Source organism: Flavobacterium sp. AK-301, from assembly GCF_058310215.1.
In genome coordinates, this window is the sequence record NZ_JBZEES010000001.1 from 316,066 (window position 1) to 336,498 (window position 20,433).

General features: G+C 33.8%; 21 protein-coding genes. 14 read left to right on the plus strand and 7 right to left on the minus strand.

What is annotated here, in order from left to right; translation table 11 throughout:
• Positions 1 to 47: 47 nt before the first annotated feature.
• Both AC4FQX_RS01455 and AC4FQX_RS01460 read right to left on the minus strand, forming a co-directional pair.
• A complete protein-coding gene (locus AC4FQX_RS01455) occupies positions 48 to 1,094 on the minus strand; it encodes an RluA family pseudouridine synthase (RefSeq protein WP_491165883.1) in 1,047 nt (348 codons plus the stop codon).
• Positions 1,084 to 1,677 carry a PASTA domain-containing protein gene (locus AC4FQX_RS01460; RefSeq protein ID WP_491165884.1) on the minus strand — a complete coding sequence of 198 codons (594 nt, stop codon included), beginning with the start codon at positions 1,675 to 1,677 and terminating at the stop codon, positions 1,084 to 1,086. The genes AC4FQX_RS01455 and AC4FQX_RS01460 overlap by 11 nt, the downstream gene beginning before the upstream one ends.
• A 105-nt stretch (positions 1,678 to 1,782) precedes the next feature.
• Between AC4FQX_RS01460 and AC4FQX_RS01465 the strand changes: the two genes are divergently transcribed.
• Positions 1,783 to 2,754 carry a D-alanine--D-alanine ligase gene (locus AC4FQX_RS01465; RefSeq protein WP_491165885.1) on the plus strand — a complete coding sequence of 324 codons (972 nt, stop codon included), beginning with the start codon at positions 1,783 to 1,785 and terminating at the stop codon, positions 2,752 to 2,754.
• A gap of 92 nt (positions 2,755 to 2,846) precedes the next feature.
• The gene (gene coaD, locus AC4FQX_RS01470) at positions 2,847 to 3,305 is read left to right on the plus strand and encodes a pantetheine-phosphate adenylyltransferase (protein ID WP_491165886.1); all 459 of its coding nucleotides are present in this window, start codon (positions 2,847 to 2,849) and stop codon (positions 3,303 to 3,305) included.
• A gap of 233 nt (positions 3,306 to 3,538) precedes the next feature.
• On the opposite strand, the gene AC4FQX_RS01475 is transcribed toward coaD, so the two are convergent.
• Both AC4FQX_RS01475 and AC4FQX_RS01480 read right to left on the minus strand, forming a co-directional pair.
• Positions 3,539 to 4,900, minus strand: coding sequence for a DEAD/DEAH box helicase (locus tag AC4FQX_RS01475; RefSeq protein WP_491165887.1), 1,362 nt, complete (start codon positions 4,898 to 4,900; stop codon positions 3,539 to 3,541).
• Positions 4,901 to 5,102: 202 nt separating this feature from the next.
• A complete protein-coding gene (locus AC4FQX_RS01480; protein WP_491165888.1) occupies positions 5,103 to 5,699 on the minus strand; it encodes an NUDIX hydrolase in 597 nt (198 codons plus the stop codon).
• 7 nt (positions 5,700 to 5,706) lie between these two features.
• On the opposite strand from AC4FQX_RS01480, the gene pyrE reads away from it, so the two are divergent.
• From pyrE to AC4FQX_RS01495, 3 genes are all read left to right on the plus strand, one after another.
• The gene (gene pyrE / locus AC4FQX_RS01485; RefSeq protein ID WP_491165889.1) at positions 5,707 to 6,354 is read left to right on the plus strand and encodes an orotate phosphoribosyltransferase; all 648 of its coding nucleotides are present in this window, start codon (positions 5,707 to 5,709) and stop codon (positions 6,352 to 6,354) included.
• Positions 6,355 to 6,372: 18 nt separating this feature from the next.
• Positions 6,373 to 6,765: an SRPBCC family protein gene (locus AC4FQX_RS01490; protein WP_491165890.1), complete on the plus strand. Its 393-nt coding sequence runs from the start codon at positions 6,373 to 6,375 to the stop codon at positions 6,763 to 6,765.
• A 165-nt stretch (positions 6,766 to 6,930) separates the two neighbouring features.
• A complete protein-coding gene (locus AC4FQX_RS01495) occupies positions 6,931 to 7,680 on the plus strand; it encodes a GNAT family N-acetyltransferase (RefSeq protein ID WP_491165891.1) in 750 nt (249 codons plus the stop codon).
• Between the two features lie 197 nt (positions 7,681 to 7,877).
• On the opposite strand, the gene AC4FQX_RS01500 is transcribed toward AC4FQX_RS01495, so the two are convergent.
• The gene (locus AC4FQX_RS01500; RefSeq protein ID WP_491165892.1) at positions 7,878 to 8,609 is read right to left on the minus strand and encodes a biotin--[acetyl-CoA-carboxylase] ligase; all 732 of its coding nucleotides are present in this window, start codon (positions 8,607 to 8,609) and stop codon (positions 7,878 to 7,880) included.
• A 94-nt stretch (positions 8,610 to 8,703) separates the two neighbouring features.
• Between AC4FQX_RS01500 and rsfS the strand changes: the two genes are divergently transcribed.
• From rsfS to AC4FQX_RS01535, 7 genes are all read left to right on the plus strand, one after another.
• Entirely contained in the window at positions 8,704 to 9,075 is a 372-nt protein-coding gene (gene rsfS, locus AC4FQX_RS01505) for a ribosome silencing factor (RefSeq protein ID WP_491165893.1), read from the plus strand.
• 12 nt (positions 9,076 to 9,087) lie between these two features.
• Positions 9,088 to 11,022: an ATP-dependent zinc metalloprotease FtsH gene (gene ftsH / locus AC4FQX_RS01510; protein ID WP_491165894.1), complete on the plus strand. Its 1,935-nt coding sequence runs from the start codon at positions 9,088 to 9,090 to the stop codon at positions 11,020 to 11,022.
• A gap of 111 nt (positions 11,023 to 11,133) precedes the next feature.
• The gene (locus tag AC4FQX_RS01515; protein WP_491165895.1) at positions 11,134 to 11,739 is read left to right on the plus strand and encodes an LUD domain-containing protein; all 606 of its coding nucleotides are present in this window, start codon (positions 11,134 to 11,136) and stop codon (positions 11,737 to 11,739) included.
• A 1-nt stretch (position 11,740) separates the two neighbouring features.
• A complete protein-coding gene (locus tag AC4FQX_RS01520; RefSeq protein ID WP_491165896.1) occupies positions 11,741 to 12,544 on the plus strand; it encodes a phosphatidate cytidylyltransferase in 804 nt (267 codons plus the stop codon).
• Complete coding sequence (locus AC4FQX_RS01525) at positions 12,534 to 13,187, plus strand: phosphatidylserine decarboxylase family protein (RefSeq protein ID WP_491165897.1); 654 nt, start codon at positions 12,534 to 12,536, stop codon at positions 13,185 to 13,187. Before AC4FQX_RS01520 ends, AC4FQX_RS01525 begins: the two co-directional genes overlap by 11 nt.
• A gap of 8 nt (positions 13,188 to 13,195) precedes the next feature.
• A complete protein-coding gene (locus AC4FQX_RS01530) occupies positions 13,196 to 13,465 on the plus strand; it encodes an acyl-CoA-binding protein (protein WP_491165898.1) in 270 nt (89 codons plus the stop codon).
• An 11-nt stretch (positions 13,466 to 13,476) separates the two neighbouring features.
• Positions 13,477 to 14,310, plus strand: coding sequence for a superoxide dismutase (locus AC4FQX_RS01535; protein WP_491165899.1), 834 nt, complete (start codon positions 13,477 to 13,479; stop codon positions 14,308 to 14,310).
• A 141-nt stretch (positions 14,311 to 14,451) separates the two neighbouring features.
• On the opposite strand, the gene AC4FQX_RS01540 is transcribed toward AC4FQX_RS01535, so the two are convergent.
• A complete protein-coding gene (locus tag AC4FQX_RS01540; RefSeq protein ID WP_491165900.1) occupies positions 14,452 to 17,085 on the minus strand; it encodes a valine--tRNA ligase in 2,634 nt (877 codons plus the stop codon).
• 161 nt (positions 17,086 to 17,246) lie between these two features.
• Here AC4FQX_RS01540 and AC4FQX_RS01545 point away from each other — a divergent pair, with 161 nt between their 5' ends.
• Positions 17,247 to 17,630 carry a DUF1573 domain-containing protein gene (locus AC4FQX_RS01545; protein WP_491165901.1) on the plus strand — a complete coding sequence of 128 codons (384 nt, stop codon included), beginning with the start codon at positions 17,247 to 17,249 and terminating at the stop codon, positions 17,628 to 17,630.
• Positions 17,631 to 17,731: 101 nt separating this feature from the next.
• Here AC4FQX_RS01545 and AC4FQX_RS01550 read toward each other — a convergent pair whose 3' ends face one another.
• Positions 17,732 to 19,060: an aspartyl protease family protein gene (locus AC4FQX_RS01550; RefSeq protein WP_491165902.1), complete on the minus strand. Its 1,329-nt coding sequence runs from the start codon at positions 19,058 to 19,060 to the stop codon at positions 17,732 to 17,734.
• A gap of 134 nt (positions 19,061 to 19,194) precedes the next feature.
• On the opposite strand from AC4FQX_RS01550, the gene AC4FQX_RS01555 reads away from it, so the two are divergent.
• Positions 19,195 to 20,388 carry a pyridoxal phosphate-dependent aminotransferase gene (locus tag AC4FQX_RS01555; protein ID WP_491165903.1) on the plus strand — a complete coding sequence of 398 codons (1,194 nt, stop codon included), beginning with the start codon at positions 19,195 to 19,197 and terminating at the stop codon, positions 20,386 to 20,388.
• The last annotated feature ends 45 nt before the right edge of the window (positions 20,389 to 20,433 follow it).

Below are 20,433 nucleotides of genomic sequence, written 5' to 3' on the forward strand. Positions count from 1 at the left end.
TAGAGATGTACAGTACATCTCTACTTTTTGTATATCTACAATAATTGTTACTCTTCTTCCTCTAAAGTATGTGATTTAGAATATATTCTCCACTTTTCTATACATTCCTGCATATCTTGTGGTAACTCAGTATCAAAACGCATCATTTCACCTGTAACCGGATGAATAAAACCCAGTGTTTTAGCATGCAATGCCTGTCTCGGTAAAACTTTAAAACAATTCTCAATAAACTGTTTATACTTCGTAAAAGTAGTTCCTTTCAGTATCAGATGCCCCCCATAACGTTCATCATTAAACAAAGTATGTCCAATGTGTTTCATATGCACACGAATCTGATGCGTACGACCCGTTTCCAATCTACAAGAAAGAACCGTTACATAGCCCAGCCTCTCGACTACTTTATAGTGTGTTACAGCAGGTTTACCTATGTTTTCATCCAGAAATACCGCCATCTGCATTCGATCCCTTACATGACGTGCAATATTCCCTGTCACAGTACCTTCCTCCTCTTCAACATTTCCCCAAACAATAGCGATATATTCCCTTTCCGACGTTTTCGCTTCAAACTGTTTCGCTAAATGTGTCATTGCAGCCTCCGTTTTAGCGATCACCAGAAGTCCGGAAGTATCCTTATCAATACGATGTACCAGTCCGGGACGCTCACTACTATTCATTGGTAAATTATCAAAATGATAGGCTAATGCATGCACTAAAGTCCCTGTATAATTTCCATGACCCGGATGTACCACCATCCCTGCCGGTTTATTAATCACTAAAAGAGCATCATCCTCATAAACAATATCCAAAGGAATATTTTCCGGCTCAATATGATTCTCATAAGGCGGATGAGTCAGCATAACACGAACCACATCAAAAGCCTTTACTTTATAATTTGATTTTACCGCAGTATCATTTACTAAAATATGTCCTGATGTTGCTGCCGTCTGAATCTTATTTCGGGTTGCATTCTGGATCAGACTCATTAAATATTTATCTATTCGCAGTGGTGCCTGCCCTTTTGGTACTTCAAATCTGAAATTTTCGAATAATTCCTCGTCTAATTCTAAGCTGTCGTCTGTTATATTATTCTCCATCTATAATTTGTATACTATCTGTATCTGTGAATCCAACATTTCCATCTCCTAACACTAAATCTATTTTTGAGGTTTTTAAAACCGCATCTCCGGCTTTTAACACCTTCCCTTTATAACGTAATTCCAGCACCATATCCTTTGCTATATTTGGTACATAACTGATTTTCCCTTCATCAAGACCCAAACCACGCAAAGTAGGTAAAACCTGCCTGTACGTTTTCTGAACCAGATCCGGCAATATTACTTTCGCATAACCCGAAGAGTTTACTTTAAGATAAATCTTTCTGCCTTCTTTTACTTTTGCTTTCGCAATCGGATCCTGTTCTACTACCGCTCCTTTCGGAAAATTAGGAATAAAATCAACTGAATCTAATACAACATAATCCAGATCCAGTTTTTTAAGCTCTTCTTCAGATTGTGCTATTGATAATTTTTTTAAATCCGGAACAGTAATCTCATGTCCGTGATTTGTGGTAACATTCAGCCATTTCAGCAATAAAAATATTGCAATAAAAACAATTACAAAAGCAATTATTATTTGTTTTAAAAAAACACGACTGGAAAGGAATTTTACTAAACTCATATGATTAAATTTGGCACAAAGATATAAAAATACTAAAGTTTTTCAGATTCAATGAAATAATGATATTTTTGTTTTATCAATTTCAATAATTTAATGCCTCTCAATATGAAAAATATAGCGATTATTATGGGTGGATATTCCAGTGAATATCAGATCTCTTTAACCAGTGGAAACGTAGTATACCAATATTTGGATAAATCAAAATATAATACCTATCGCATCCATATTTTAAAAGAAAAATGGGTTTTAGTAGACGATCAGGAAAAAGAACACCCTATCGACAAGAATGATTTTTCAGCAGTTATAGCAGATCAGAAAATAAAATTTGATGTTGTTTTCAATGCTATTCACGGTACACCAGGTGAAGACGGATTATTACAGGCTTACTTTGAATTGTTAGGTATTCCTCAGACCTCATGCGACTATTATCAGGCAGCTCTGACCTTTAATAAACGTGATCTGTTATCTGTCCTGAAACCTTACGGAGTAAAAGTAGCACAGTCGTATTATCTTAATCAGGGAGATCCTGTTGATTCAGAAATAATCGTAAAAAAACTGGGATTACCTTGTTTTGTAAAACCAAATAAAGCAGGTTCAAGCTTTGGGATCACCAAAGTAAAAGAGCAATCCGAATTACTGCCCGCTATTGAAAAAGCTTACAAAGAAGATGATGAGATTATTATTGAATCTTTTCTGGAAGGAACCGAAGTTTCCGTAGGTGTAATTAATTATAAAGGAGAAGTTACCGTTTTACCAATTACCGAAATTGTTTCTGAAAACGACTTTTTTGACTACGAAGCAAAATATCTTGGAAAATCACAGGAAATCACTCCCGCCAGACTTTCTGATGAAATGACTACCAAAGTAGGCGAAATTGCAAAACGAGTGTATGAGATTCTGAAAATGAAAGGTTTTTCACGCAGCGAATATATTATTGTTGATAACCTGCCACATTTACTGGAAGTAAATACCATTCCCGGAATGACGACCGAAAGTATTCTGCCACAACAAGCAAAAGCCGCTGGTATAAGTCTGGCAGAGTTATTTGAAAATGAAATACAAAATGCTTTAAAATAAATCATAAAATTTACTTTTTACTATATAAATATTGCTTCATTTATTGTTGCTTTGTGATGTTTTAAAAATGTATAAAAAATAAAACTTAAATAATGAGAAAAGCAATATTTCCCGGTTCATTCGACCCGATTACTTTAGGACATTATGATATTATAAAAAAAGGACTGACCTTGTTTGATGAGATCATAGTAGCAATTGGCGTGAATGCAGACAAAAAGTATATGTTTTCATTAGAACAACGTAAAGAATTTATTGAAGCTGCTTTTATCGATGAACCCAAAGTAACTGTAATTACCTATGAAGGGTTAACCATTGACTTATGTAAAAAGTATAAAGCACAATTTATACTAAGAGGTTTAAGAAACCCTGCTGATTTCGAATTTGAAAAAGCAATTGCACATACCAATAGAAAATTATCAAAAATAGAAACTGTTTTCCTGCTTACCGCTGCAAGCACCTCTTATATCAGCTCCAGTATTGTAAGAGATGTTATCCGAAATAATGGAGATTATCAATTCCTTGTTCCGGACGTTGTCAGAGTTATAAAATAGTTGATAGTTGATAGTTGATAGTTGATAGTTGAAAATTACTATGTATTTAAATCACAATTACCTATCTGACTTATTTTTATAAACAAAACACCCCGTAATAACTACAATTTGAAAATGTGACTATTACGGGATATTGATTATTTTAGAATATGTTTTTGGAAATATGTTTGAGATGCATGCTATGCATCTCTACAGTAATCATTTATGATTACATACATTTTCAAATCTTCAAATTATCTCATTTTCAAATTATCCTTCTCTTCCTTAATTACTTTTCGGGCAACTTCTATTTTATATTTTTTCCCTTTCATTTTTTCATCTTTAATATTCTGAAGGAAATCTTTCACTTTTGAATATTTAATCGCTGCAAATGAAATAAAATCTTTTACTTCAATCAGTCCCAGATCTTCTTTTTCTAATTTTCCTTTCTGTGAAAAGAAACCGACTATATCAAACTTATTCAGTTTATTCTTCTTTCCTCCACTGATATAAATCGTTTGGAATTTTGGAGGTCTCGGTAACTGAACCGAAACAGGCACATGAAGCACCTCTAATGACGAATCAATATAATCCGGACGATTCTCACCCTCATGAAAGATCAGATATGCAGTTCCTGAAGCTGACATTCTGGCTGTTCTACCATTTCTATGAGTAAACTCATCCTCTTTTGACGGCAGATGATAATGGATAACATGTTTCATCTCCGGAATATCTAATCCACGTGCCGCCAGATCCGTTGTAACCAGATAACTGATACTTCCGTTCCTGAATTGTATTAAAGCACGCTCACGATCATCCTGATCCATTCCGCCATGATAATACCCGGAATAAATTCCTTTCTCATTCAATTGTTCACTAATACGCTCTGCCGCATCACGATGATTACAGAAAATCAAAGCTGATTCTGATTTTAAAGAACAAATGAGATTGAACAGACTGTTGATCTTATCTTTTTCCTTTGATATAACGATCTTCATTGATAATCCATCCTTCTCGTCTTCTTCCGGAATAAAATCTAAAATCGTAGGCGATATAACACGAGTATACTTTGGTATCTCAACATCAGATGTTGCTGAAACTAATACTCTTTTATTTAATTTATGAAGACGCCCAATAATAAACGACATCTGCTCATGAAATCCCAATTGTAACGATTTATCAAATTCGTCCAGAATCAGTGTTTCAATAGTATCTGTTTTAAAAGAACCTCTGTCAATATGATCTGCAATTCTTCCCGGTGTTCCTATCAGTACCGCAGGTGGATTACTCAGATTATTCATTTCCGTTTCTATTGAATGACCGCCATAACAAACATTTACTTTATAGCCGGTACCCATCTTTTTCCAGACCTGCTCGATCTGCAAAGCTAGTTCCCTTGAAGGCACCAGAATCAGACACTGAACCGTTTTTACTTCTTTCTGTAACATCTGGAATACCGGTAGTAAAAATGCCAGGGTTTTCCCTGAACCGGTTGGTGATAGCAAAAGAATATTCGTATCGCTCAAAATAGAAGACTGAGCGGTCTCCTGCATTAAATTCAGAGACTGTATCTCTAAGTTCGAAAGTATAGTAGTTACCTGATGTTTATTTTCCATGCCGTAAAGGTAAAATAAACAGTTGATAATTGACAATTTTGCGAAATGTAAAATGACGATACGACTTCCCCTCCTCTGGAGGGGGTGTCCGCAAGGCGGACGGGGTGGGCTTTAATGGATGGTTGATTTCTTCTGTGCATACCCTATTTAAACCCTTCACGCTAATTTTCAAATTTTCAAATCAACCAATTTTCAAATTATTTCACTTTTCCTCCTCTTCAAATAACAGTTTAATATTCTCATAGGAATTTTTCAGTGCTTCTTTTACCTCAGTCGGATTTTTCCATTCCACCTTCTCGATTCCTTCCTCTTCCTGACCTTGTGGCGTTCCTTCAAAATCGGTTGTCATTTCAAACCAATGCGTGATCTTTAATTTATATTTTCCGTTACGCTGAAAAACATGATATGTTTTTTGAAGCTTTCTGACAATCTTCAATCCGGTTACACCTGTCTCCTCCTCTACTTCCCGAATAGCAGTCTCTTCAATCGTCTCTTCTTTTTCAATTCCTCCCTTTGGTAAATCCCATTTTCCTCCTCTGAAAATAAAAAGAACTTCCCCTTTTTTATTATAAACTAATCCTCCTCCTGCTTTATTTACAGGAATCTTCGATTTTAGTTTTCTTAAAATTTCTTTTTCATCAGGATAGTACAAGCAAGCCTTTTCAATTTTATTTTGATACATTTTAACAATAAGTTGCTTAATATCAATACTATCTAACAAGAATAATTGAAAATCTGTCTCCTTAAAGATTTCATTTGTTAGAAAAAGAGGTTTGTCGTTCACAAAAACTTTATACATTTGTAATATGATTTTTAATATAGATACAGCCAAAAAAACTGCCGAATTGCTTTTACAAATAAACGCAATTAAATTAAATCCAAAAAATCCTTTTACATGGGCTTCTGGATGGAGATCACCTATTTATTGTGACAACAGAGTAACTCTCTCATTTCCACCGATTAGAAACTATATAAGAGATGAGTTTGCCAAAAACATTGAAAAAGAATTTGGTAAACCGGATGTAATTGCCGGTGTTGCAACCGGAGCTATCGGAATTGGCATTCTGGTAGCAGAATATTTGGGATTACCCTTTGTCTATGTTCGCCCTGAACCCAAAAAACATGGTCGTCAGAACCAGATCGAGGGTTTTCTTCAGAAAGGACAAACTGTGGTAGTTATTGAAGATTTAATTAGCACAGGAAACAGCAGTTTACAGGCTGTAGAGGCTTTGAGAGAGGCAGGTGCTAATGTGAAAGGAATGGTTGCCATTTTTACTTATGGTTTTGATATTGCTACTGAAAATTTCAAAAAAGCAAATATCAGTTTACATACTCTGGGTAATTATAAAACACTTCTGGAAGAAGCAGTAAGTAAACAATATATTACCGAAGAGGAACAAAAAACACTACAGGAATGGAGCCTCAGCCCGTCTACCTGGAGTGTTGAAGTATAAAAACAAATCTTAATAACAATGAATTTAGAAAGTCCAAAAGTAAAAGTCGAAAAATCAGCTGAATATATATTTGAAGCATTATCCGATGTTAAGAATTTTGAAAAATTAATGCCGGATAACATTGCCAAATTTGAAGTAACAGGTGATGAATCTTTTATTTTCGCTCTGAAAGGTATGCCTGAAATCAAATTAAAAATGAAGGACAAAACCCCTTCGTCTAAGATTGTTCTTGGCGCTGCAAGCGATAAACTTCCTTTTACGCTAATCGGAGATATTACTTCTCTTTCAGAAAATGACAGTGAAGTACAGCTTCATTTTGAAGGAGAGTTTAACGCAATGATGGCGATGATGATCAAAGGTCCTATCAGTAAATTTATTGAAACACTGGCAACAAATATGAATAAACTGTAAAAACACTTATTTTATTATAAGAAAAGAGGTTATTCAATAAGGTTTGGATAACCTCTTTTTAGTAATAGAAAAAACAGTTTAATACGTCTTAGAAAACACATAAATACTTTTAGTACTGTAAACATAAAAATCTTAATTTATGAATCAAACTAAAAAATAATGATAATGGATATTATACAATTAACAGAAGACAATTTGCTGAACGAAAACATCTGCTGTGCTATTTCCGATAAAAATAGTCGTGCAGGTTATGAGGCTAAAAAGCAATGGCTGAAGCAACAATTCAAAGACGGTTATGTATTTAAAAAAGGAGATGTAAGAGGAAAGGTTTTTATTGAATATGTTCCTGTTGAAAATTGCTGGATACCCATTGAAGCTCCAAATTATATGCTGATTAACTGTTTTTGGGTCTCAGGACAGTTTAAAGGCAAAGGATATGGGAAACTACTACTACAGGAATGTGTAAGGGATTCCAAACCTAAAAACGGAATAGTTATGGTCACTTCAACTAAAAAGCAGCCTTATATGTCAGATAAGAAGTTTTTTGAAAAACAGGGTTTTATACTTTGTGACACTGCTGAACCTTATTTTGAATTATGGTACAGACCCAATAAAGAAAATGCTCCTATTCCGAAATTTAAAGAAATTGCTAAAAAAGGAATCTGTGATAATCCGGAAGGACTAACCGTTTATTACACCAATGCCTGTCCATTTACAGAATACTACAGTACTACTGAATTAACCCAAATAGCAAAAGAAAAAGGAATTCAATTAACAATCAAAAAACTAGAAACAAAAGAACAAGCTCAAAACCATTTTGTTCCACATACTATTTACAGTATATTTTATAATGGCAGATTTATAACCCAGACTATTCTGAATCGTACCAATTTTGATAAATTTATTGTAATCTGATTATTCGATAGTTCGATTGCTGATTCGCAAAATCTCTGATTTTGAGAAAGTATTTTTCAGTCTCTGATTGACGTAATAAGTATTTGTATTGTAGTGTTTTATAAAGATCAGGAGACCTTTTAATGTTCGTACAAAGTTGAAAACTTTACACAGCACATCAATCGAACTATCTAAAAATAAAATAATCGAATAATCGACTAATAAAGCATCTGAATCTCTTTAATACCAAAAGTCCTTATACTACCATCTTCAACGAGCACCTCAAGCTTTCCTGATTTCAAAACCTGTTGAATGATTCCCATAAACTGACATTTCTTTCCATCCTGAAAAGGCATCGGAACACCTTTTCGGAACAGTTTTTCATTATAAACCTCCCATAATTTTTCAGAATGCCCGTTCAAAACTTTAACTACATTAAACCGGACACAGTCTACTATCTTTAAAAGCAGTTCATCTTTATCAATAACAGTTGATTTAATGACAGCTAGCGAAGAAGCTTTTGGCAGTTTGTCAAAATTAGTCTGATTTACATTGACACCAATTCCAACAATAGAAAAGATCTCTCCATCGCTCTTAATACTATTTTCAATTAAAATACCCCCTATCTTTTTACTATCTGCCAAAATGTCGTTAGGCCATTTTATACTCAGTTTTGGAATTTTATAAAACTCCAATGCTTCCATTACTCCAATAGCGACTGCGACATTAAGACTATAGATTGCTTCTATATTTAGCAATAAATCTTTAATTAAAATACTCATTGTCAGATTTTTACCTGGTTCAGAAATCCATTCAGACCCCATCTGTCCTTTTCCTTTGATCTGATATTTTGCAGACACAATAGTGAAATTTTCAACGATCTGACTAGCTGCCAGCTCTTTTAAATAGTCATTTGTTGAATCTGTGGCATCGAGTTTGATTAATTTCATGGAAGCAATTATTATATTATCTTTTAATCTTGTAAATTGGCTTCAAAATTAAAGACAAAAAATGGTAACTTTGCGAAAATATATAAAATAATAGATGACGAAAAAAAATATAGGGAATGATGATTTATTAACAAGCATCATAAAAGGTATTGAAGAAGTAAAAGGGAATGATATAGATATTCTTGATTTAAGAACTATAGAAAACACGGCATGTGATTATTTTGTAATATGCAATGGTAATTCTAACACACAGGTTAATGCTATTGTTAACTCCATCCAGAAAATAGTTTCAAAAGAACTTAAAGACAAACCTTGGCACGTAGAGGGAACCGATAATGGAGAATGGGTTCTTATGGACTACGTGAATATTGTTGTGCATGTTTTCCAGAAACACATCAGAGAATATTATAATATTGAAAGTCTTTGGGGTGATGCTAAAATCACTACTATTGATAACAAATACTAAAAAAGCAAATTCATGGCTAAAGATAAAAATCCGAATCCGAATAAACTTAAAATAAGTCCATGGTGGATTTATGGTGGTGTTATTGCCCTTTTTTTACTAATCAATGTTTTTACAGGAGGGTCAAGATGGCAAGAACCTAATAAACTTACTATATCTAAATTTTATCAATATCTTGACAGTGGACAAGTAGATAAAGTTGTTATTAATAACAAAAGTACAGCAGATGTTTTCTTAACCGCTGAAGCTTTAAAAAATAAAGAACACGAAAAAGTTCCTAAAAAAGATTTTTTAGGAAATGAGAACAAAGGCCCTCAGTATAACCTGGAAATAGGTAATGATGAACTATTCCAAAACAAACTGGATGAAGCTACAAAGGCAGGGAAACTATCTTCCTATGAAGTAAAATCTTCCAGTAACTGGGGAGACATCTTTATTAACTTCCTTCCAATAATCGTTATTATAGGAATCTGGATCTTTATCATGAGAAGAATGTCAGGCGGTGGCGCAGGTGGCGGTGGCGGACAGATATTCAATATCGGAAAATCAAAAGCAAAACTATTTGATGAAAAAACAGATATAAAAATCACTTTTAAAGATGTTGCCGGTTTAGAAGGTGCAAAAGAAGAAGTACAGGAAATCGTAGAATTCCTGAAAACACCTGAAAAATACACCAATCTCGGTGGAAAAATACCAAAAGGCGCCTTACTTGTTGGACCTCCCGGTACCGGTAAAACATTACTGGCAAAAGCAGTTGCCGGTGAAGCAAAAGTACCTTTTTTCTCCTTATCAGGTTCTGATTTTGTTGAGATGTTTGTTGGTGTTGGCGCTTCCCGAGTAAGAGACCTTTTTAAACAGGCAAAAGAAAAAGCACCAGCTATTATCTTCATTGATGAGATTGATGCAGTTGGTAGAGCAAGAGGAAAAAGCAATATGTCAGGTTCAAATGATGAACGTGAAAACACACTAAACCAGTTACTGACAGAAATGGATGGTTTCGGCACCAACTCAAATGTAATTGTACTTGCGGCAACGAACAGAGCAGACGTTTTAGATAAAGCTTTACTTCGTGCAGGTCGTTTTGACAGACAAATCTATGTTGATCTTCCGGACATCAGAGAAAGAGAAGAAATTTTTAATGTGCATTTAGCACCACTTAAAAAATCAGAAAATTTAGATACTGACTTTTTAGCAAAACAAACCCCCGGTTTCTCCGGTGCTGATATTGCTAACGTTTGTAACGAAGCTGCTTTAATAGCTGCCAGAAACGGAAAAGACGCTGTTGATAAACAGGATTTCTTAGATGCTGTTGATAGAATTATTGGCGGATTAGAAAAGAAAAATAAAATTATTACTCCTGAGGAGAAAAGAGCAATTGCTATTCATGAAGCAGGTCACGCAACCGTAAGCTGGATGCTGGAACATGCCGCTCCATTAGTAAAAGTAACTATCGTTCCAAGAGGTCAGAGCTTAGGTGCTGCCTGGTACCTGCCAGAAGAGAGACAGATCGTGCGAACAGAACAGATGTTAGACGAAATGTGTGCTACAATGGGTGGAAGAGCTGCAGAAAAAGTAGTATTTGACAGAATCTCAACAGGCGCTTTAAGTGATCTTGAAAAGGTTACAAAACAAGCCAGAGCTATGGTTACAATTTACGGTTTAAATGAAAAACTGGGAAATGTTACCTATTATGATTCATCAGGACAAAGTGAATACAGTTTCTCAAAACCTTACTCTGAAGAAACAGCCAAAGTAATAGATCAAGAAATATCTGCATTAATTGAAAGCCAGTATGAAAGGGCGATCAAAATATTACAGGAAAATGAAGATAAACTGAATGAGCTTGCTAATATTCTGATTGAAAAAGAGGTTATTTTCAAAGATGATTTAGAAAATATTTTTGGTAAAAGAACATTTGATAAGAATTTACAAGAAGAAACAGCCCTTTAAAAGGCTTTTATTAGTGTTTTTCAGAAAAATCTTAGCTCAATAGTCGTATTGAACTAAGATTTTTTTATCTTTGAGTGTTTGTAATTTGATAAACAAGGATTTTATAGAACTATGAATCTCTTCAGGAAAATTTTTGGCGGTGGTAATGATTCCTCAAATGAGGATAAAGACAATAAGGATTATAATCCTTTTTTGCCGGAAGTTCTTGTCCCAATTGATGAGCTCTTCCCGGTAAACTTTAAAAAAAATGGTGGAAAGTTTTTATATTGCGAAAACCTTGATGAATTAAGAGAACAGTTTTTAAATATACTGGAAGAAAATGACTGGTTTGAATGTGAAGCTATGTGTTTAGAGCCTATTCTTTTCGATTTTCTGGAAGAAAACAAATTGAGTTATAAAGATTCTTCCAATCCTAAATTTCTTTTCGCATCCTGTGAAAATCTCATTGCTGATGAAGGCTCTGTCCTTTTTTCTTCTAAACAGATCAAACAGAATAAACCAAATGAGTTACCTGATAATATCATTATTTTTGCAAAAACAAGCCAAATCGTAAGAAACAAAAGTGACGGATTAAGACAGATACAGACAAAATACAGGAAAGAATACCCTACTAATATTACTACAATAAAATATTTTGAAAAAGCCAAAGATGAAGACTTCTTACAATACGGAAGTTCTGCTAAAAACCTTTATTTACTGCTTTTAGAAAATTTATAACATGCGTGAAACTATTACAAGAGCCTTTTCGGGTCTTATATATATACTCTTATTACTCTCCGCTACATTATATTCAAAAGATACTTTTCTGTTATTATTTGGAGTTTTTCTGATTATTTCTGTATATGAATTTTGTGAACTGATCCAGTTAAAAAAAACTACTCCTATACTTATTGCAATTTTAGGATATATTCTTTTCGGGTATTTCAGCACCTTTTATAAAATAACAGATCTGTTACTAACCACAGCAACTCTATTTGTATCCATAAGATTAATTTTTGCTCTTTTTAAAGATCAGAAATTACAATCCGATCTTCTTTCAAAATATGTTTACTTATTAGGTTATATTATCCTGCCGGTTATCATTCTAACTAAAATACCTTTTGCGGCGACAGTTTACCATCCAAAAATTATCATTGGTGTCTTTATTCTGATATGGACAAATGATACCTTTGCCTATATCGTAGGTAAATCAATAGGAAAAAGAAAACTTTTAGAAAAAATATCTCCTAAAAAAACTATTGAAGGTTTTTTAGGAGGTATCTTTATTGCTTTATTATTCAGTACTTTTATTGCTGATTATCTTAATCAGTCTGTATACATCTGGATTATCACCGCAATAATAACAGGTATTTTCGGTACTATCGGAGATTTGATTGAGTCAAAATTTAAACGAACCGCCAATGTAAAAGACAGCGGAAAGATCATGCCCGGACACGGAGGTATCTTAGATCGATTAGATAGTATTATATTTGTATCACCATTTTTGTTTTTGTTTTATCAAATTTTAAATTATGTTTCATAAAGAAGGAGCCAAAATTATCCTAATTACTTTGACAATAGCAGTAGCTATTATTTTACTTTCAGATGTATATATTGAACTTTTCTGGCTGAAGAAAGGTATCCAGATACTTACATTACTTTTTCTGATCCTAGTATTACAGTTTTTCAGAAATCCTAAAAGACATACTAATATTGACAATAACTCCATTATTGCCCCTGTTGACGGAAAAGTGGTAGTAATTGAAGAAGTTTATGAAGGAGAATACTTTAAGGAAAACAGACTTCAGATCTCTATTTTTATGTCTCCGGTCAATGTCCATGTAACACGCTATGCTTTAAGCGGTATAGTAAAATTCAGTAAATACCATCCCGGTAAATATCTGGTTGCATGGCATCCAAAAGCCAGTGAAGAAAATGAGAGAACAACTGTAGTGATCAACAATCCCGTTTTTGGTGATGTCTTATATCGTCAGGTTGCAGGCGCTCTTGCCAGAAGAATCGTGAACTATGCTCAGGAAGGTATGGTCGTAATGCAGGGAGCGGATGCAGGTTTTATTAAATTTGGGTCAAGAGTAGATCTGTTTCTGCCTTTAGGTACAGAAATAGATGTAACATTAAATCAGAAAGTGATCGGAGCAAAAACAATAATTGCTTTAAAATCATAATGTAAAAATTGGAAGATAAAGATTTAGACATACTATTTCAGGAAGCTTATGAAAAAGCTTCAAATATGACAGAACATCTGCCTCAGGATGTAATGCTGAGAATATATGCCTATTACAAACAAGCAACTCACGGTACTCTGAGAGGTAAACAGCATGCTAATCCCGATTTAGTAGATGCTTTTAAAATAAATGCTTGGATGCAGGTAAGCCATCTATCCTCTAAAGAAGCCAAAAAACTTTATATTGAGACCATTAATGCTTTACTAACCAAAAAATAAAAACCAACATTATGAAAAAAGCCTCTGTAATTGTCACTGTTCTTTTAATAATCGGACTGCAATCCTGCAAAAAGAAAGACACTTTAACCGAAGTAGTTGAAGTACCTGCTCCTATTGAGGAGAAACCAATTATAGGAAATCCAGCTGATGTAAAAGCAGATCAGGGTACTTTTCAGGTTGTTCCTTTGGCTTATGCATATGGCGCTTTAGAGCCAAATATTGATGCTAAAACAATGGAAATCCATTATTCTAAACATTATCTTGGTTATACTAACAACTTGAACAAAGCTATTGCAGGTACCCCTCTTGAAAAACAAACTATCGAAGAAATAATATCAAAATTAGATCCTGAAAATAAAGCAGTAAGAAATAATGCCGGTGGTTATTACAACCATAATCTGTATTGGGAAATCATGGCTCCAAAAGCGGGAGGTGAACCTAAAGGTACTTTAGCAGATGCTATCACTAAAGATTTTGGTTCCTATACTAATTTTAAAACACAGCTTATTGATGCTGCTACAAAACAATTTGGTTCCGGATGGGCATGGTTAGTTGTAGACAAAAAAGGCAAGCTGGTTGTAGGAAGTACTGCAAATCAGGATAACCCGTTAATGCCGAATATGGGTATTTCCGGAACCCCTATACTTGCTCTTGATGTCTGGGAACATGCCTACTATTTACACTATCAAAATAAAAGACCGGATTATATCAATGCCTTTTTTAACGTAATTAACTGGGATGCTGTAGCAAAAAAATATGAAGCTGCAGTTGTTTTAATACCAGTACCTACTGTAGTAAAAAAACATGAAGCTCCAGCTCCAATCACGCCTGCTTCTACAGAATAATTAGAATTTAATCTGATTTTTAAGGTTTTAGACTTCTAAAACCTTAAAATGAACCGTTAAAATCAGTTTTATTAAAATCATTAAATAAAAACAAAAAATCTGCTATATAGCAGATTTTTTGTTTTTATAAGGAATCAGAGATTACTTTAAACTTGCCAGACTTTCTTCCAGTGTAGTAATTTTGGCTAAAGCATCTGCTTCTTTCTGTTTTTCCATTCCTACTACTTTTTCAGGAGCACTATTCACAAACTTTTCATTAGATAATTTTGCCTGTACTGATTTTAAAAAGCCTTTAGTATAATTTAATTCTTCTTTTAGTTTTATGATTTCTTCTTCTATGTTAACAGCTCCAGTAACAGGAATATAATATTCATTCGATTTTACTCTGAATGAAAGTGCTCCATCAACTTTTTCATTTACATATTCAAATGAAGTAATATTCCCCAGTTTCATAATTACAGCATCAAAATAAGGAGATACTTTATCATTATTAACTACTTTCAGTTCAATTGTATCTTTAAAAGGGATATTCTTCTCTTTTCTGATTGTTCTGATGCCTGATATTACTTCTGCGGTCATATCAAAATTAGCAATTACTGTTTCATTTACCGATTTTATTTCCGGCCATTCTGAAATAATCAGTGCTTGATCCGGAGTTCTCTCAGCAATAAGATGCCAAATCTCTTCTGTTAAGAAAGGCATGAACGGATGTAATAACTTTAAATTACTCTCCATCAGTTCTATTGCCTTATTGAAAGTTGTTCTGTCAATTGGTGCCTGATAAGCAGGTTTAATCATTTCAAGGAACCACGAACAGAAATCATCCCATACTAATTTATAGGTTGCCATTAAAGCATCTGATATTCTGTATTTCCCAAAGTGATCCTCGATCTCCAGCAATGTTTTTTGTAATTTAGACTCATACCATTCAATCGCCACTTTAGACGATTCAGGTTGCGTAATAGAATCACTTACCTCCCATCCTTTTATTAAACGGAACGCATTCCATATTTTATTAGAGAAGGCTTTTCCCTGGTTGCAAAGTTCTTCATCAAACATGATGTCATTACCTGCAGAAGCACTTAATAGCAATCCTACACGAACACCATCTGCGCCGAAATTATCTATCAAATCTAACGGATCGGGTGAATTACCCAAAGATTTTGACATTTTACGTCCCTGTTTATCACGAACCAATCCTGTAAGATATACATTTGTAAATGGTTTTTCCCCTGCATATTCATATCCTGCAATAATCATTCTGGCTACCCAGAAGAACAAAATATCCGGACCCGTTACCAGATCATTTGTCGGATAATAATATTTATAATCTTCGCTTTCCGGATTCATTATTCCTCCAAAAACGCTTATAGGCCATAACCAAGAAGAAAACCAGGTATCAAGAGCATCTGCATCCTGTTTCAAGTTTGAAATTGTCAAAGCCTGATTTCCTGTTCTTTCTTTTGCCAAAACCAAAGCTTCTTCAATGCTTTCTGCTACAACAAAATCTTCTTTTCCATCCGCATAGAAATAAGCAGGAATCTGCTGACCCCACCATAACTGACGGGAAATATTCCAGTCACGGATATTTTCCATCCAGTGTCTGTAAGTATTATCAAAACGTTTTGGATATAACTTTACTTCCTCATCTTCTAAAACTGCCTTAATAGCAGGTTTCACAAGGTCTTCCATCTTTAAGAACCACTGGTCTGACAATCTTGGTTCAATTACCGCCTTCGTTCTTTCTGATGTTCCTACTTTATTAAGATGTGTTTCTGTTTTTTCAAGATTCCCTAAAGACTTTAATTCATTTACAATCTCCTCACGAACGACAAATCTATCTTTCCCTTCATAATGCAGACCAAAACTGTTCAGTGTCGCATCATCATTGAAAATATCTATAATTTCAAGATTGTGTTTCTCTCCTAAAGCTTTATCGTTCATATCATGGGCAGGAGTAACTTTTAAACATCCTGTCCCGAACTCCATATCTACATACTCATCTTCTATAATTGGAATTACTCTTCCGACTATCGGAACAATCGCACGTTTTCCTTTTAAATGAGAATATCTCTCATCATTAGGGTTGATACAAATCGCAGTATCTCCTAAAATTGTTTCAGGTCTAGTAGTTGCAATTATCAGAAAATCCTCTGTTCCTTCGATCTTGTATTTTAAATGATATAATTTCCCTTGCTGTTCTTCATAAATTACCTCTTCATCAGATAAGGTTGTTTTTGCCTCCGGATCCCAGTTTACCATTCTGTAACCTCTGTAAATAAGTCCTTTATTATACAGATCGACAAAAACCTTAATTACAGATGCAGACATCTCCGGATCCATTGTAAACTTAGTTCGTTCCCAATCACATGAAGCTCCCAGTTTTTTTAACTGCTCTAAAATAACACCACCATACTGATTGGTCCAGTCCCATGCATGTTTTAAAAATTCTTCACGACTAAGATCATTTTTATTAATCCCTTCCGCTTTTAACTTTGCCACAACTTTTGCTTCTGTTGCTATTGACGCATGGTCTGTTCCCGGTACCCAGCAGGCATTAAATCCTTTTAGACGAGCTCTTCTTATCAATACATCCTGAAGTGTATTATTAAGCATATGACCCATATGAAGGACTCCGGTAACATTAGGCGGCGGTATAACAATGGTATAAGGTGTTCTATGATCCGGTTTAGAATGAAAATAATTATTTTTCATCCAATAGTCATACCACTTACTCTCTAAAGTTTTGGCATCAAATTGCGAAGGAATTATCATGAATACAGTTATTTTAAATCCAAATATTAAATTTGGTCTGGTTTTTGTAAATTACTTTTAGCAAAAGTAATTATTTAAGTACATAATAAAAAAAGGATTTTGTTTATTTGTACATTAATAAAAACTAACTAAATTTACATTAATAATTAAAAATTCAAAAAATGAAAAAATTTCTAGGTTTATTAGCAGTGGTGATAATTAGTGCTTCGGCTTTCGCTCAATCAGGTCCTAAAATCCAGTTCAAAACTGATACTATCGATTATGGAACTGTTACAAAAGAAGATGATAATGGTCTAAGAGTTTTTGAATTCACTAATATTGGAGATGCTCCATTAATCATTACAAATGTTCAATCTTCATGTGGTTGTACTGTGCCTTCAAAACCAAAAGATCCTATCATGCCGGGTAAAACAGGTAAAATTGAAGTAAAATACAATATGAACCCAGGTCCTATAAGAAAAACATTAACTGTAGAGTCTAATGCTACGAACTTTGAAGGTGGTAGAGTTCCTTTGAAAATTACAGGAAACGTAGTAGCTAAATAAGCTTCTGTTTTCTGAAAGATAGCTTGAAGAATAAATTTTATTCTTTAAACTAATGCAAAAGTAAATAATAAAAATGCACTTCAGTAGAAGTGCGTTTTTTGTTATAATAATTTCTTTAATCGGAATTGAAACTTTAAATTTTTATTCTCTCTCTCTATTTCTATCGTTATAAGTTTTCCTTCTTCTGACTGTAATAAAGTGTTTATTTGTTGCAAAGAATATTTATAAGATAATTTATTATTTACTTTATAAATGATGTCCCCTTTTTGTAAACCTGAAAATTCGGCAGGCGAATTTTTCCTTATATTTGAAATAACATAAACCGGTTTTAGTATAAACTTATATTTAAATTCCTTTTGAGGTTCCGCAGAGAAAACTTCATTCGGATTTTTTACCTGAGCAGTTTCTAATTTTAAGGTCTCTTTAATCCACTGCACGCCATCATGTCGCAATTCAATTCCGCTCATATTATAGTTGAAAGGAATAAAAAAGGTTTTATTTTTTTTCAGATAAATCTTCCGGTCTTCATAATCCAGCAATACAGTAAAACGTTTTAATACCTCTCCTCCTATGGAACCGTTCCTGTCGCGAACCATAATCACACTTTTTATCGAAGAAGAATCCGGAAAAGCAACCGTAGGATCATTAAATATATAATCTCCCAAATATAATTTCGAAACTCTTGATCTCATACCATGAACATCACCGCTAAATCCTCTTCCTAAAAAATCTTCAAAATAAAGTTCAGGAAGCGTAATGAATTGATTCGATCCTGTAAAAAGCCACATCGCATCACTACTTCCTGTATCTACCAGCAGTTTTACAGAAAACTGATTCCCTTTTAGTTCTATTCTCGTTATTAAATAAGGTTTACTGTTCTCCTGTATAATATCTAAAGGCATTACCTTTTTACGCCATTTTGCTCTTATCTTATCTTTATTTTTATAGACTGTGATTTTTTGGGTCTGATAATTAATTTCAACTAACAAATCTTTAAAAAAATCATATCCTATTATACCATTAACAGGCACTCCCAGATGAGAAGAAAAATTAATCTCTTCATCTAATATAATCAACAACTCATGGTTTTTATCCGATAAATCCTGAATAGTAAGTGTATTTTTCAGAGATCTCAAAGCTTCTATAGTCTCCCCGACTCCTAAGCCTCTCAGTTTTATTTTCTCTACATTATAAAAACTAATATTCTCTACTTTATCCTTACTGAAAAAAACGGTCTGATCAACGCCTGTATCTAAAATAAAATTTAATTCTACCCCATTTATAGATACCGGAATAAGAATTAAATTATGAATACAGGTAAAAGGAATAATTATTTTATCTTTATTGGAATTCCATTCAAAGGAATTCTGTGCAGAAACAAGATCATCTGCCGACCAGAATAAAAATAAAAAACAAAAAAACAATTTCATTTGTTGTTATTTTCATTAAAGTTAATAAAATTCCGGCAAACAAATAGATTTATTTAACAACAAACGAATCTTATAATTACAAACGAAATCTTAAAAAAATTTTGCAAATTTGCAGTTCTAAAAATTATAATACTATGCCAAAAATCTCTAATAAAGGAAAACAAATGCCTGAGTCACCAATCAGAAAATTGGTGCCTTATGCTGAAATAGCCAAAAGCAAAGGAAACAAGGTATATCATCTGAACATTGGTCAACCAGATATAAAAACACCTGAAGTAGCTATAAACGCTGTAAAAAACACTGATATAAAAATATTAGAATACAGTCACTCTGCCGGATTTGAAAGCTACAGAAAAAAACTGTCTCAATATTATATCAATCACGGACTACCTATCAATACAGAAGATATTATTATCACAACCGGGGGGTCAGAAGCCTTACTATTTGCGATGGGAAGTGTTATGGATTCAGATGATGAGATCATTATCCCAGAGCCGTTCTATGCTAATTACAATGGTTTTGCAACTGCTTCCGGTATAAAAGTCGTTCCAGTAATCTCAACTATTGAAACCGGATTTGCCCTTCCTCCTATTGCTGATTTTGAGAAATTAATTACATCTAAAACAAAAGCAATTCTAATTTGTAATCCGGGTAACCCAACGGGATATCTATATACTCAGGAAGAGATTATGCAATTAGCCGCTTTAGTTAAAAAACATGACTTGTTTTTAATTGCAGATGAAGTATACAGAGAATTTACTTATGATGGCGATAAACATTATTCTGTAATGAATATTCCGGGATTAGAACAACATGCTATCATGATTGATTCTGTTTCAAAACGTTACAGTATGTGTGGAGCAAGAATCGGATGTATCGTATCTAAAAACAAGGAACTGATGTCTACAGCAATGAAGTTTGCTCAGGCAAGATTAAGTCCTCCTACATTTGCACAAATAGCAAGTGAAGCTGCTTTAGATACACCTCAAAGTTATTTTGACGAAGTAATTAAAGAATATAAAGAACGTAGAGATACTCTAATTGTAGAATTAAATAAAATTGAAGGAATAAAAGTCACTTCTCCTAAAGGTGCTTTTTACTGTATCGCACAGCTTCCTATTGATAATGCAGACGATTTTGCACAATGGTTACTGGAAAGTTATGACTTTAATGGCGAAACGGTTATGGTTGCTCCTGCCGCAGGATTTTATTCCACGCCGGGTGTCGGTTTAAATCAGGTAAGAATTGCCTATGTACTGAAAAAAGAAGATCTGATCCGTTCTGTACAAATTCTGAAAGAAGCATTGAAAGCTTATAAAAACAAATAAAATCTTCTCAGTTACAGATATTTATTTAAAAAGCGGTGAAAGGAT